This is a genomic window from Frankia gtarii, from assembly GCF_025403375.1.
Taxonomy (GTDB): domain Bacteria; phylum Actinomycetota; class Actinomycetes; order Frankiales; family Frankiaceae; genus Frankia; species Frankia gtarii.
This window is the reverse complement of the sequence record NZ_JAMPTM010000013.1, coordinates 37769-51383: the sequence shown is the minus strand read 5'-3', so window position 1 is coordinate 51383 and position 13615 is coordinate 37769. Positions and strand designations below refer to the sequence as shown.

The 13615-nt window shown below is 65.3% G+C and carries 11 protein-coding genes and 1 pseudogene; 9 read left to right on the top strand and 3 right to left on the bottom strand.

The window, feature by feature from the left end:
• Positions 1–1124: 1124 nt before the first annotated feature.
• From NBZ83_RS04315 to NBZ83_RS04300, 4 genes are all read left to right on the top strand, one after another.
• Positions 1125–1619 (top strand): hypothetical protein, encoded by a 495-nt coding sequence (locus NBZ83_RS04315; RefSeq protein WP_261568432.1) that lies wholly within the window; start codon positions 1125–1127, stop codon positions 1617–1619.
• 55 nt (positions 1620–1674) lie between these two features.
• Positions 1675–2373: an O-methyltransferase gene (locus tag NBZ83_RS04310; RefSeq protein WP_261568431.1), complete on the top strand. Its 699-nt coding sequence runs from the start codon at positions 1675–1677 to the stop codon at positions 2371–2373.
• Positions 2374–2873: 500 nt separating this feature from the next.
• A complete protein-coding gene (locus tag NBZ83_RS04305; RefSeq protein ID WP_261568430.1) occupies positions 2874–3206 on the top strand; it encodes an antibiotic biosynthesis monooxygenase family protein in 333 nt (110 codons plus the stop codon).
• Positions 3207–3730: 524 nt separating this feature from the next.
• A complete protein-coding gene (locus NBZ83_RS04300) occupies positions 3731–5389 on the top strand; it encodes a class I adenylate-forming enzyme family protein (protein WP_261568429.1) in 1659 nt (552 codons plus the stop codon).
• Between the two features lie 20 nt (positions 5390–5409).
• Here NBZ83_RS04300 and NBZ83_RS04295 read toward each other — a convergent pair whose 3' ends face one another.
• Positions 5410–6285, bottom strand: coding sequence for a LysR family transcriptional regulator (locus NBZ83_RS04295; RefSeq protein WP_261568428.1), 876 nt, complete (start codon positions 6283–6285; stop codon positions 5410–5412).
• A 171-nt stretch (positions 6286–6456) separates the two neighbouring features.
• On the opposite strand from NBZ83_RS04295, the gene NBZ83_RS04290 reads away from it, so the two are divergent.
• The 4 genes from NBZ83_RS04290 to NBZ83_RS04275 all read left to right on the top strand — a co-directional run bounded on the left by NBZ83_RS04290 (position 6457) and on the right by NBZ83_RS04275 (position 10018).
• Positions 6457–7872, top strand: a complete 1416-nt coding sequence (locus NBZ83_RS04290) for a DHA2 family efflux MFS transporter permease subunit (RefSeq protein WP_261568427.1) — start codon at positions 6457–6459, stop codon at positions 7870–7872.
• A gap of 50 nt (positions 7873–7922) precedes the next feature.
• Positions 7923–8531: a VOC family protein gene (locus tag NBZ83_RS04285; protein WP_261568426.1), complete on the top strand. Its 609-nt coding sequence runs from the start codon at positions 7923–7925 to the stop codon at positions 8529–8531.
• Positions 8532–8599: 68 nt separating this feature from the next.
• A complete protein-coding gene (locus tag NBZ83_RS04280; RefSeq protein ID WP_261568425.1) occupies positions 8600–8779 on the top strand; it encodes a hypothetical protein in 180 nt (59 codons plus the stop codon).
• Positions 8780–10018 carry an FAD-dependent monooxygenase gene (locus tag NBZ83_RS04275; RefSeq protein ID WP_261568424.1) on the top strand — a complete coding sequence of 413 codons (1239 nt, stop codon included), beginning with the start codon at positions 8780–8782 and terminating at the stop codon, positions 10016–10018. It abuts the gene before it with no gap.
• A 138-nt stretch (positions 10019–10156) separates the two neighbouring features.
• Here the strand turns inward: NBZ83_RS04275 and NBZ83_RS04270 are convergent.
• Positions 10157–10234: pseudogene (locus NBZ83_RS04270) on the bottom strand (IS6 family transposase); the annotation flags it as partial.
• Positions 10235–10261: 27 nt separating this feature from the next.
• Positions 10262–11272 (bottom strand): IS3 family transposase, encoded by a 1011-nt coding sequence (locus tag NBZ83_RS04265; RefSeq protein ID WP_261568423.1) that lies wholly within the window; start codon positions 11270–11272, stop codon positions 10262–10264.
• 194 nt (positions 11273–11466) lie between these two features.
• On the opposite strand from NBZ83_RS04265, the gene NBZ83_RS04260 reads away from it, so the two are divergent.
• On the top strand, positions 11467–12927 hold the full coding sequence (locus NBZ83_RS04260; RefSeq protein ID WP_261568422.1) for a transposase: 1461 nt from the start codon (positions 11467–11469) through the stop codon (positions 12925–12927).
• Positions 12928–13615: the final 688 nt, after the last annotated feature.

Sequence of the window (13615 nt, the reverse complement as noted above, 5' to 3'; positions counted from 1 at the left end):
CCCTCAGCCCCTCATACAGCTCGTCCGACCGGCCGAACACACCCGCCGCCCCGTCCGGCGGCTCCTCATACCCTGACACCCGGGCTCCTTGCTCACGACACGTTCTGGATTCGACACCCGCGAACGTAGTGACAAGGAGCCCTTTCGCGATCAACCCCAGCCCAGCAGCCCGAGATCATCCAGCCGACGATCTCACTGGGAAGGATCTACACCCATCGGCGATGTGACCGTGATCGGGTGCATGCGGCGCCTTTGCGCTGGCGCGTTGCTCCATCTCGCAGAGCCGCTGCCGGTCCCGCTGGAGCGGGGCGTCGAACTCGGTGACCATCTACTCTACCACCGCCGACTGCACGACCTGCGGCGTTCATCGACGTCGATCAAGGTCGCCAAGGGCGTCACTATCGGAACGGTGTCCAAGCCGGCCGACGCGCCCACACCACCCCAACCGTCGCGCTCACCCTCCTGGCTTCCCCTGACCATAAACCCAGTCAGATCGCGAACACGCCGAAGCGTTGCGGCTCCGTGCCGGCGCATTGCCCCAGCTCACGGGCCCAGTCGACTTTTAGCGCCCCGCGGGCGGCGTCGAACCAGAGAAGATACAGCAAGTATTCGGACTCGTATCAGGGAGTCCCGAAATTGATCATTCGGTAGTTCCGATGACAGGAATCGGGAACACTGAAATACCATGTCCTTCCTGGTCAAGGGCCCATTCGGGTGGCTTTCCGGTCAAACGGGTTACCTGATGTCGAGTATGCGGTCAAGTTTGGTCTTGCCCTTGCCAGAGAAACATTGCAAGATGCCAATGGATCCCCACACGGGAGGTGTCAGTGTCCGGTTCCTGTCGCTCCGGCGAAGCCGTCAATGAAGTCTCCGGGGACGATGTATTCTCCGATTCCGACCTGCGGCGACTGTCTCATACAATTGGTGACGCCTGGCTTGCTTCAACGGCGTCAGCATCGTCGCTTCTGGAGCCAGTCCCGGCGGGCGGTGAAGCCGCGCGTTTGACCGAGCAAAACTGTGTTTTCGACCACAGTGCCGTGCTACTCTTCCCTCGGACTCTCGCTGCGGGTCTAGGCCACCTGGTTCGGTGCGGCTTGGCGCCGCTCCCGACGATACCGAGCACAGTGGTCCGGCGCAGGCTGAGTGAGCGTTATGAAATAGAGCTGACGGAGGGTGACATTCATATCGCACGTACTCACCTGCAGCTACCGAACGGACGACGTCATGCCGCGGTTGAGGTCTTCCTCTTTCCCCGTGACAGCCCCGCATTCGATGGGAAGATCGAGAAATCCGAGGCCCTGCGTGACTTTGAGTGCCACACTGCGTTTACGGTGAACCATCCCACGGCGGAACTGCTGGCCGTACTGATTGCCGCCTGGCGTACCGAGGCCGGGCTGTTGCGGGAAGGGGGCGGCTACAACCCCTACCAAGGTGGTCCGGAAGGGTCCACTGTTCTGTACTTCGTCCGCGATCAGGAGTACCCGGGCCGGCGGCGCCGATTCGAGCTGCACTGTGCCGGTGACCATAGGACCGCAATCGTTCAGGTTCCCCTGGAGATCGAGGCGGTCGATCGCGCCTACGATGCGTGGCAAGAGGGCGTCTCGTACGCATCCGTCTGAGGTCTTCCTTGGACTGGAACCGCGCACCATTCCCCTGCACACCTGGGAGAAAATCGTGCTGCGCAACGACACCTTGACCCACCGGACTCTGCCTGTCACATCCGAGCTTTATGGCTATCTCCTTGCGCAGGGCCGGATGACCTCTGATCCGCTGCTGGCCGAGCTGATCGAGCGTACTCAACAGGTCGTCCCCGAGCAGGCGCATATGAGCGTCGCGCCCGAGGAGGGCGCACTGCTGACCTTTCTTGTTCGACTTCTAGGGGCTGTGCAACTGGTAGAGATCGGTACCTTTACCGGGTACTCGTCGCTCTGTCTGGCCCGTGGCCTCCCCCCCGGAGGTTCGCTCATCACCTGCGATGTCTCCGCCGACTGGACCGAGCTCGCCCGTGAGTTCTGGATCCGTGATGGGGTGGCCGACCGCATTGAGTTGCGGCTCGGTCCGGCGCTGGACACACTGCGTGCCCTGCCCGCCGAACCACACCTGGACCTCGCCTTCATCGACGCCAACAAGCCGGGCTACATCGGCTACTGGGAGGAGCTGGTGCCGCGCATGCGCCCGGGAGCGCTGTTGTTAGTCGATAACACCCTCTTCAACGGGGAGGTGATCGACGAGCACCCGGGCGAGAAGGCCGCCGCCATCCGCGCTTTCAACGAGCATGCCCGCCAGGATGACCGCGTCGACCTGGTCATGCTGCCGGTCGCGGACGGCCTAACCATGGCCCGGTGCCGGCCACTCGAGGAGATTCCGGCATGAGGGGACGTTAGAACAGTGCGAGTCCTACCTCCCATCGGCGTCGATCGGCAGGTGGACGACATCACGGGGACGGCCATGCAGCCGCCACGCTGGGTGCAGTCTCAGGGTGCAAACTTGGCCGTAGGACCGGTCCGGTGATGCAGCCCCAAGGAGCTTCTCGCCCCGTGTGCCGGGGTGGAACCAAGACGCGAGTCCGGGCCGGCTCACGCTGACCACATACAGATCCCAACAATCCAGGCCGTCGCCGAAACCTTCGTGATGCCTGCCGGGCACCAGGTCGGGACAGCCTCTTCCCGACTGGGCCCAGTGCGTCTGGGCTGATTCCGAGTAGGACGTGGTGACGTCTGGTCCGAAGGGCGTGCCGGCTCCGATTCAAAATGCCGAACCCGTCGCCTAGATCCGGCCCAGCCCGTGGATGTCGTTCATGCGTGGGCGATGCCGCTCACGCCGGACACGATTGATACCAAGTATGTCCATGCGCGAACAAAGGAATTGACACGATGAGTGAGACTGTCATTCGCTCCGGCGACGACACCTTCTCCATGATCAATATATTTGAGGTTGAACCAGAGAAGCAGAAGGAACTGGCCGAGGTGTTGAGTGAGAGTGCTGAGAGGTTCATCCGGCACCGTCCCGGCTGCATTTCTGTGAACATCCTCTCCAGCATCGACGGCAAGCGGGTCGCCTACTTCGCTCAGTGGCGCAGTAAGGCCGATATCAAGGCAACCATGTCCGATCCCGATGTCCAGATCGGCCGGGACAAGGCGGCCAGTCTGGCCAAGCCCGACCCGCATGCGTACACCGTGTTCGCTCTCTTTCATCCCGAGAACTGACGGTCTAGCAGGCTGTTCCATATTTTTGAGGGTGTCTGCGTGACGACCTCTTCTTCCCGGCTGGGGTGGGGCGATTCCCGAGTTTCACCTCAGCCGTTATCACCCACGCCGATGGCTGAACAAACCGTCGTTGGCAGCTAATTCCGTTGATGGAATCGCCGAGTCTGTCTACCTGGTGTCCATGGCCAGGAGTCGCGCAGACAGGATTGTCGGTCGAGACACATGGCCAGCTCTCCGTCGGATAATTTGAGACCGATATTTCCGGCCGTTTCTGGAAGCTCAGAATAATTGTAGGAATCTTGCGGCCTGCCAGCGGGGTGGCGGCTTCCCACCCGATGACGTCCTGGTCGGGGCGAGAGATGGTGCGGAACCGGTCCGGAACAATGAATCCTGATCGCGTTCGATGCGTCCGTCTCGATTGAGAGTCGTTATAGGCGCCCACTGAATGTGCGGTTCGAGCGTCCAGGACCGTAGCAAAAATCGGCGAGCTAGGCTTTCCTTCCTGTCGCAGTCGGAGGTTCTCGGTGGATGCTCCCGCAGTGGAATCGACGGCACTTTTCCTGACTTTTACTGAACTTCTGGAGCATGCTGCTCTCCGCCGTACGGATCCCGCGGTGTGGGACAGCCTCCGATGGAGGACCTGGCGTGAGTGCCTGCAGCAGGCCGACCAAACCGCCGGAGCCCTGCATCACTGGGGGCTGCGGGCCGGTGACGTTCTTGCCACCCAGCTACCGAACTCCTGGGAACTCCTGGTGCTGCACGCCGCCACCGCGCGGCTCGGCGTAATCCTGCTGCCGTTGCATTCCGCCTACGGTGTGCACGAGATGCAATCGCTGATGGTACAGGCTGACGCGGTTGCGCTGGTGGCACGGCGCTCCTATCGCGGCCGTGACCGCGTCGAAGAGATCGCCGCCGTACGCGAGTCGTGTCCCGCCCTACGGCACGTGTGGCTTTCACCCGGTTCTGGCGCCGACAACGTGAGTCCCAGGACCACTGACCTGCCGAGTTCGGCGGAACTGCTGGAGGCGAGCCCGGAACTGGTCGAGGAGCTTCCGCCCATCACGCGGAATCCGCAGGCTCCTCTCCTGCTTCTCGCATCTTCCGGTACTACGTCTCGGCGTCCGAAGCTGTGCGTGCACCGACATGGTGGCCTGCTCGCTAATGCCGCAGCCGTAGCGGCGGATGGTGGCCTCGTCCATACCGACACGATCGTCTCGGCGAGTCCGCTCAGCCACGCCTTCGGTCTGCTCTCGGTACACCTGGCCCTGGTCGTCGGCGGGGGTGTCGGACTCGTCGACGGCTGGGATCCGCAGCGGTTCCTTGACTCGCTTCGCTCCATCCCGGCCACTGTGGCCTTTGCGGTACCGGCCCAGCTTCGTGATCTGGTGGTCCATTTGGAGCAGGGCCCGGCGGACGGCCGCTCGCCAGTCCTACTGCGGGAGGTGCGTACTGGCGGCGCCCCGGTGTCCCAAGAGCTGGTCGAGGGGGTGCGGCGGACGCTGGGGGCGAGGGTCGTCGTGCAGTGGGGGATGACAGAGATCGGTGCGGGGACGTGCACCCGCCCTGATGACCCGCCAGAGGCGACCGCCACGGTGGGGCGGCCGGTGTCAGGCGGCGAGGTCAGAGTGGTGGACCAGGCAGGATCACTCACTGAACCGGGCGAGACCGGAGATCTGCAGTACCGGAGTCCTTATATGTTCAGTGGCTACTTTCGTGCGCCGGAGGCGACCCGGGCCGCGCTCACGGCCGATGGTTGGTTGCGTTCCGGTGATCTTGCCACTCTCAACCCCGACGGCTCGGTCAGCTACCGGGGCCGCGCAGACGAGCTGATCAACCGCGGCGGCCTGAAGTTCAGCGCGCTCGAGGTGGAGGAACTGCTCAACGACCTACCGCAGTTGGCTCAGCACGCGGTCGTGGCACAACCCGACCTGCGCCTGGGCCAACGCTCGTGCTTGCTGGCGGTGCTGCACGACGGAGCCCGTCTGACTCTGGACGAGGTGAACGGACATCTGGCCCGGAAGGGACTGGCCACCTACAAGCTTCCCGAAGAGCTGATCGTTGTCGACCGGCTGCCAACAACGGTCACCGGCAAGATCGCGCGCGCTCGGCTGATGTCGGTCCCGCTGCAGCCACTGGCCGCCGCGCCTCCGGCCGTGTCCGAGCCGGCGGAGGCGGCACAGTGATCAGAGGTGGAGGTTCCCACTCAGCTGTCCAGTTGCTGGCGCAGCACCGTCTGGAAGTCCTGCAGGTTCGGATTCGTGGAGTTGCGGTTCAGCCACGCCATGGTCACTGTCGTGTGCAGGTCGGTGCCCTCGATCTCCACCACCGCGACCTCGCCTCGATCGGCCTGGGCGCGCACAGAGATCCACGGAAGCAGCGCGCAGCCCATTCCGGCCGCCACGCACGCGCTGAGCGTGCCGATGCTCGCAACCTCCGCGATGGGCTCCTTGGTCGCGACGGCTCCGAAGGCGTCGTCGAACATCTCCCGGAAGCCGCATCCCTTCTCGGTGGCCAGGAAGGGCTCTCCGAGGAGTTCCGCGAGACCGGCCCGACCGCGATCGGCCAGCGCATGTTTCGACGGCACGATGACCACCAGGGGTTCCTTGACCAGGGTCTCCGAGCGGAGGGACGCGTCGGGAGGTGGCTCACCGAAGGTCAGACAGAGGTCCAGGTCGCCCCGGCGCACCGCCTGGTAGAGCGCGCCGCGGTTGTTCTGCCCCACCCGCACCCGTGCCTGCGGGTACAGCGAACGGTGACGCGCGAGCACCGCCGGCAGCAGATGCACACTTACCGTTTCCAACGCGCCGACCGCCAGCTCCGTGCTGGGCCGCGAGATCGCGAAACGCGCCTCCTCGAGCAGGTTGAAGATCTTGGCGGTGTACTCCGACAGCACCGCTCCCTGCGGAGTCAGCCGTATTTGACGCTGCGACCGGTCGAGCAGGTTCACCTCGAGCTCGCGCTCGAGCGACTGGATCTGATCGCTGACGCTGGACTGCGCGTAATGCAGCTCCTTGGCCGCCCGCGTGATGCTGAGCGTCCGGGCAACCGTCTCAAACGTTCGTAGATGCCTGAGCTCCATGATCCTGACTCCCTCTTCGGTACCCATCGGCTCACCCGATTGTATCTAGCGGGCATTCCTTACGCCGCTATCTTTAATTTCCGTTCAGGTTCCGGTTGAATGTCTCGTACCGCCGCCCGGCAACCGCGGGTCTGGTGACGAAAATAGTGAACCTGGAAACCGGGAGAACATATGGCAATGCAGGTGGGATCGCCGCCTGCCGCGGCTCCAGCGCGGTTCGGCAGGCCCTCGCGGACCCTACTGATCGGGCTCTCGCTCGGCTACTTCATGGTCCTGCTGGACCTGACGATCGTCTCGGTGGCGCTCCCCGCGATCTCTCGAAGCATGCACGTCGGGCTGAGTGGACTGCAGTGGGTCAGTAACGGCTACACTGTGACCTTCGCCGCCCTGCTGCTCACTGCGGGCTGGCTGTCGGATCGTTTCGGCGGCAGGCGCGTCTTCCTGTGGGGACTGCTCGCGTTCGGGGTGCTCTCCGGCGTCTCGGCCGCCGCGACGACTCTTCCCGTCTTGGTGGTGCTCCGGCTGGCCTTGGGCGCCGCTGGCGCGCTGCTGCTCCCGTCCTCACTCGCTGTTATCACCAATGCCTACACCGATCCTGCCGAGCGTGCCCGCGCGGTGGGATCCTGGGCGGCGATCACGGGCGCGGCACTTGCCGCCGGTCCGGTGGTGGGCGGCGTGCTGACCGAGACGGTCGGCTGGCGCGCAATCTTCCTGGTCAACGTGCCGTTGGCGCTGATCAGTCTGATCATCACGGTGCGGCTGGCACCGGAGACCGCGCGTAAGCAGCGCAGCGGGTTGGATCTGCCCGGGCAGATCAGCGGCGTCATCGCGCTGGCCGCTCTGGTGTACGGGCTGGTCGAGGGCCCGGCCAAGGGCTGGGGGGCCGCCGAGGTACTGGCCGCCTTCGCGATCATGGTGGCCGCGACGGCGGTCTTTCTCGGAGCCGAGATGCGGGCGGGCGACGCGGCGATGCTGCCGACACGCATGTTCCGCAGCCGTGGCTTCTCGGCTGCGCTGGTGGCCGGACTACTCGCCAACTTCGGCCTGTCGGGACTCCTGTTCGTCTTGTCCCTGTTCTTCCAGGACGCCCGCGGGTACTCCGCGTTCAGCGCTGGTCTGGCCTTCCTGCCGCTGACCCTCCCCACCGCCGTCAACCCGATATTCACCGGGCGCTTGGTCGGCCGGATCGGTCCGCGTCGTCCAGCCACGATCGGCTTCGTCCTCATGGGGGTCGGCGCACTGATCCAGGCGCCGTTCACCAGTGACTCGGGCCTCGCGCTGGCGGCCACCGTGCTGGGTCTACTGGTGTTCGGGTTCGGAATCTCCTTCACGTTGCCCGCCCTGGTCGCCGGCGTGGCCAGCACTGTGCCGGTCGAGTTCGCCGGGATCGGCGCGGGAGCGCTCAACTCCGCTCGTCAAGTGGGGGCCTCCCTTGGTGTTGCCGTTCTCGGTGTGATCCTCAGCGTGGCCTCATCCAACGCCACCGGCACCCGCATCGCACTGCTCGTCGGTGGGGGAGTCCTACTGATCGGGGCGCTCGTCTCCGGTACGTCGCTGCGTGGGCGCATCCCCGCCCAAGGGCGCTGAACCGAACCGGGACCGCACTTCTTCCGCCGCCCAGTCTCCAGGAGGATCATGTGGCAACTGCATCATCGTCCCCCCGCTCACCGGCCGGTCAGCCCGGCCTGCGTGTCGACGGGGTTGATCATCTGGCTTTTGTCACCTGGAGACCGCGGGCGACCTATGAGTTCTACACCCAAGTGCTGGCGATGCCCCTGGTGCACGCAATCACGGCCACCGGGTGGGTCACTGCGGACTATCCGGATTTTGTGCATTTCTTCTTCGATCTGGGGAGAGGAAACCGGCTCGCGTTCTTCTATTACTTTGGCCTGCCCGGAGAGGAGCCGCCGAGCGATCTGATGCACCGCTCCCGACACCTCGCTTTTCACGTCGATACTGAGGAGGAATTGCTGATCTGGCGGGCCCGACTCAAGGCACACGGAGTCCGGGTCAGTACACCGCTGGCGCACGAGCTGATCGAGTCGATCTACTTCGATGACCCCAACGGCATCCAGTTGGAGATCACTCGGCCGATACGCGAGATGTCGGATATCGATGTCCGCGATGCGGAGTTGACGTTGAAAGCGCTTGTCGACATAGTCGACTTCCCTCATCCCTCGGCTGAGGCGTTGTGGCAGCGAAAGGCTGAACTTGTGCGCAAGAACGCAGAGGAGTCGGCCCTGTGACGCTCGCGCTATATATACTCGACGTGCCGGAGTTTGAACCCCTGGTCCGCACCGCGCAAGGCGCAGGTATGGATCTCCGTCGCATCGGCGACTATCTTGAGCTCACCTCCCCGGAGCGGGAGTTGGTGCTGCGGCGCAATGCGACCGGAATCCGCACCGCGCTGTGGCACGCCGCGCTGACCGGCGGCCTCAACGGCCGAATCATCTCCTTCACCTCCGAGACGCTCCACCTAGCGGAGGAGGAGTAAGTGAGCACCGCCGATCCCGGTCGGACGCTCCGCAATAGCGTGCTGGTCGTCGGCGCTGGACCGGCCGGACTCAGCGCTGCACTGGCATTGCGGGCCGCAGGTATGCCCGCGACGGTCCTGGACCGCCGCGTTCAGGGGACGGTTCGGCCAGGCAGCCGCGCCGCCTATCTGCACGGGGCATCGCTGCGGGCACTGGAACAACTTCGTCCTGGACTCGGACAGGAAATCGCTGACCACGGCGTGATGTGGGCCACCAAGCGGTCGTACTGGGCCGGGCGGGAGATCTACACCCGAACCTACCCGCCGTTGCAACGGGACGGTTTGCCGCCGTTCACCAGTCTTCCACAGGTGCGCACGGAGGATCTCATGGCCGCCGCATGCCGGGATCGCGGTGTGCTGTTCCACTGGGGTGTCGAGGTGACGTCGGCGGAGAGCTCTCCGGACGGCGTTCGATTGGTGGACTCCGCGGGCGCCGCGTGGGAGGCGGATTATGTGATTGCAGCGGATGGGTCGCGGTCGGCGCTAAGATCCGCCATCCGCAGCCGTCTGGAGGGGCCGCGATCTCGAAATACTTTTGTGGTAGTCGATCTCGACGACAACCCTGCTCAGCCTATGCCGCTTGAGCGGGTGTTCCACTACAAGCACCCGAGGGTCGACGGCCGGAATGTGCTACTCGTTCCATTCGCGGGCGGCTGGCGGGTCGACCTTAACCTCCTGCTGAATGATGCGGCGGAGAAGTTCACCTCGCCGGAGGGTCTGCGTGACTGGATCCCCCGGGTTATGCCCGAGTCGTACAGCGAGCGAGTGCGCTGGGTGTCGACTTACCGGTTCGCCCAGCAGTTGGCCGATCGATTTACCGACGACCACTCCCGGGTACTGCTGACGGGTGAGGCTGCTCACCTTTTCGCCCCTTTTGGTGCGCGTGGCATGAACTCCAGCATCCCAGACGCGATACGAGCGGTACACGCCGTATGCGAAGCGTTGTCGGCCGCCAGTCCCGAGGCTGCTGCGGCGGAAATCCGGCGATTCGAGGCGGAGCGGAAGGAAGCGGCTCAGTACAATCGGTCCTGTGCCGGTGCGGCGTTGGAGCATATGTTGGCACACCGCCCTTCGGTCTGGTTGCGGCGGCGTGCCGCTGCGGCCGTAGCTGTAGCGGGGTCCAAGGCTGGGGCATGGCTGGATTCTGCCCCTTACGGACCAAAGTTGGCGGCACGCGGGACGGCCAAGAGCTCCTACTGACCGCGGATGGCAGCGGCCGAAGCAAGGTGTAGATCACCCACAGGACCACCCGGTCTGTAATACTCGGTATTCCCTCGGCGTAACTGGCGGTGGTTTGTTGTGATCGATCGATCATGTTTGGGTGATCGAGGAGTTCCCTCCGCGCATCGGGCGAAGCCGGGCTTTCGATCGGCCGTGGTCTGCTTCGATCCGGTTGTTCTCTCGGGCGGCGTCGACACGGAGCCTGTCAATCCCGGTGAGACATCAGGCGGCTTGGTCCGTGGGTAGCGTCTCCTCGGTCTCGATGATCGCTGGGGGCTGGTTGATCCACGCCTTGGTCGGCAGCGCAGGCGGAGTTGGCCGGCGGTGGAACCGCTCGGGGTTGGCGAGGTAGGCGGCGTCGAGGACCTGGGCCCGCCGGGCCTGGATCTCGTGGGCGGTGCCGTCATGGACGCTGGCCGGGGTGTGCAGAGCGATACCCGAATGCCGGTGCTCGTTGTTGTAGTAGCTGAAGAAGACCTCACAGAAGACACGGGCGTCCTGGAGGGAACCGAAACGTCCCGGGAAAGCAGGACAGTACTTGAGTGTCTTGAAGTTCGCTTCACTGTAGGGATTGTCGTTCGAGACATGCGGACGGGAATGGCTCTGGTCGATGTTGAGATAGGCCAGGAGAGCGGCGACCGGCTGGGAGGTCATCGAGGTTCCGCGGTCGGCGTGGACGGCGTTCGGCCGGAGCCCGCCGTTCGCGGTGACCGCGTGTTCGAGGAAGGCTTTGGCGAGTTCCCCGTTCTCGGTGGGATGGACCTCGAAGTGGATGGCTTTGCGGGAGAATATGTCGAGGATGACGTACAGGTCGAAGTACACGCCGCGGACGGGTCCGGTGAGTTTCGTGATATCCCAGCTCCAGATTTCGTTGGGTCTGGTCGCGAGTAGTTCCGGTTTCTTCCGGGTGGGGTGGGCGGCCTGCGCCCGCCGCTCGCCGGTCTGGTGTCGGGCACGCAGCAGCCGGTACATGGTGGACACGCTGGCCAGGTAGACGCCGTCGTCGAGCAGGGTCGCCCAGACCTGGGCGGCGGACTTGTCGACGAACCGGTCGCTGTTGAGGAGCTCCAGGAGCCGTTCACGTTCGGTGCCGTCGAGTGCCGCCGGGTGGATGGCCGGGGCCCGGGGTGGGCGTTCGGTGGATTGTGCGGGATGACGCCGGCGGTACACCGTTGCCCGTGACATCCCGAGCAGGTCGCATGCGGCCTTGATCGAGGTCAGTGGCACCAGCATGGTGAACGCCTCGCTTATGACCTGCCGGGTTTCCTGCTGGAATCCGCGCTCTCGGAGATCAGTTCCAAGCTTGAGATTTAACCACCACAAGATCGACTTTGGGTGGATCTGCGGGTTTGCCGGACAGGTGGGCGGCCTTCGCGTAATCGTGTCTCCTTGTCGAGGCCAACCTGGGCCACGTGAAGGTCGTAGAGGTGAGTTTGCTGCGCGAGAACGCCAATGTCGAATCGTTGTCTACATTGGCTCGTTTCCGTGATGGGTTCTACGACTGTCTGGACGCTCGGGCGGACACGCTGTTCGAGCTGGCGGACGCGGTGATCTGCACGGAAGGTCCGGTGACGTCCCTGGTTGAGTTGTCACTGGCGTCGGTGTTCCGCCGTGGCCACGGAGCCCTGTATGACGCGTTGGCGCAGGGCGCTATCAATGAGGAACGGCTGCGGGACCTGCTGGCCGACCAGCTCCCTTCCGACGGCCCGCTGATCTTCGGTGTGGATGCGACGACCTTTCCCAGACCGAACGCCGAGTGCTCCCCGGATCGGGGCCTGCACTACGCGCCGTGCCGCTGCGACGGCGACCGCAAGGTTGTGCCGGGCTGGGAGTTCCAGTGGGTGACCGCCCTGGAGTGGGGCCGCTCATCGTGGACGCTGCCCGTCGACGCCCGCCGCCTCGCGCAGGACTCCTGCCCGGTGGCCTCGACAGCCGAACAGATCCGCGACCTCACCCGACGGCTGGGCACACGGCCCGAACAGGCTGCACCGATGTTCGTGCTGGACCAGGGATACGCGGCCGCCGCGCTGACCCATGCTCTGGGTGACCTGCCCGTCCAGACACTCGTACGGATCGCCGGCGACCGTGTCTTCTACGACGGCCGCCCCGGCCCCCGTAAACCCGGCCCCGGCCGTAACGGCGTCCACGGCCAGCGGTTCGCCCTCGCCGCGAAGGTGAACCTGCGCCGCCCCGACCAGCTACTGATCGTGCCCGACACGACCAACTACGGGCGGGTCGAGGTCCGGGCCTGGCACCGCATGCACCAGAGAGTGGCGCGCTCGGGCTACTTCGCCCGCCTGGGAGATGAGCTGTTCACCCGGCTACCGATCATCGAGGGCAGCGTCGTCGAAGTGCGGGTGGAACGGCTACCCGACGGTCGCAGTCCGCACCGGACCATGTGGCTGTGGCACTCCGGCCCCCACGCCCCAGATCTGGACGTGTGCTGGCGGGCCTACCTGCGCCGCTTCGACGCCGGCACCCTCGCTCCACTGGCGTGCAACTCTCCCCGGTGCCGACAGCGCTCGACCAGGCGGCATCCTCGACAGCCGAAGCGCCGCCGGCCAAACCCGCCGCCCCGCGGGCCGCCGCGAGGTCTCTGCGGCCAGTTCTACACGTGGGCGGCGTCGCGACGCCAGGTCAACCTTCTCAGCGTGGGCGCCACTGGCATCCGACGGGACATCGCCGTTGATATCACGGAGACCATCGCGATCGGCCGACGCATCCTCCCGACCATCGCGACAGGCATCGCAACGGCCACCGCGCGACCGCCAGATCCTGGGAAAATCCGGGCGGCAACCCGGGGCCGACGCCGCCGGCCCGCTACCCGGCACCCGCCGTGCGCGGCGTCAGGATCGAAGCGCCGCGCGGACGTCCATGCACGGGCTTGATTCGGGGGCACCGCACTTCGGGCACGTGACGAGCCTGGCCCGCTCGACGGTCACCGGATCGGAAGCCGTGCCACCGGCACGCCGGCGCCATTCGTCGATCTGGCGGTCGTATTCGGCCAGCGCCTGCTGGTACCGGCCTTCGTGGACGAGGGAGACGAGGGGCGCGGGTGGTATGTCCGGCTCCGGCGGTCTCCAGTCGTCTCCAGTCCGGATCCCGTCCAATCTTGGCAATGACCCGTGACATCGGCCCGTCGTAGTCGCTTCCGACGGCGGTCACGGTGTCCTCGAAGGGCCCGGGGCCGTGGATCGTACGACTGAGCCAGCTCTCGGGCAGGAGCACGCGGTCGCCCGGGACGAGCGGCTCGGCGCCCTCCCACAGGTAGGCGTACCTGCCCACCCGTACCTTCATCGCCACCGACGCACCCGACTGTCCCGCGCTCGCCCGCGCGCCAATTTCGCCCACACGGTATCGACAGTCCGTGGGCGTCTGGGTCCGATTCGTACTGTCTCCGCGTGAGGGCGATACAGGTGACCCTCGCGCCGGACGTCGATCGGCGGATAGGTCATCTCGGTTCCCCGCGCCCGTCCCCTGGGCCGCCCCGCCGTCGCCTCCACCTGCCTGGCGGGAGGGGCTGTCGGCGGCGTGGCATCGAGCCTGGCCCCGGGCCGTCAGGTGTCCCAGCGTCGT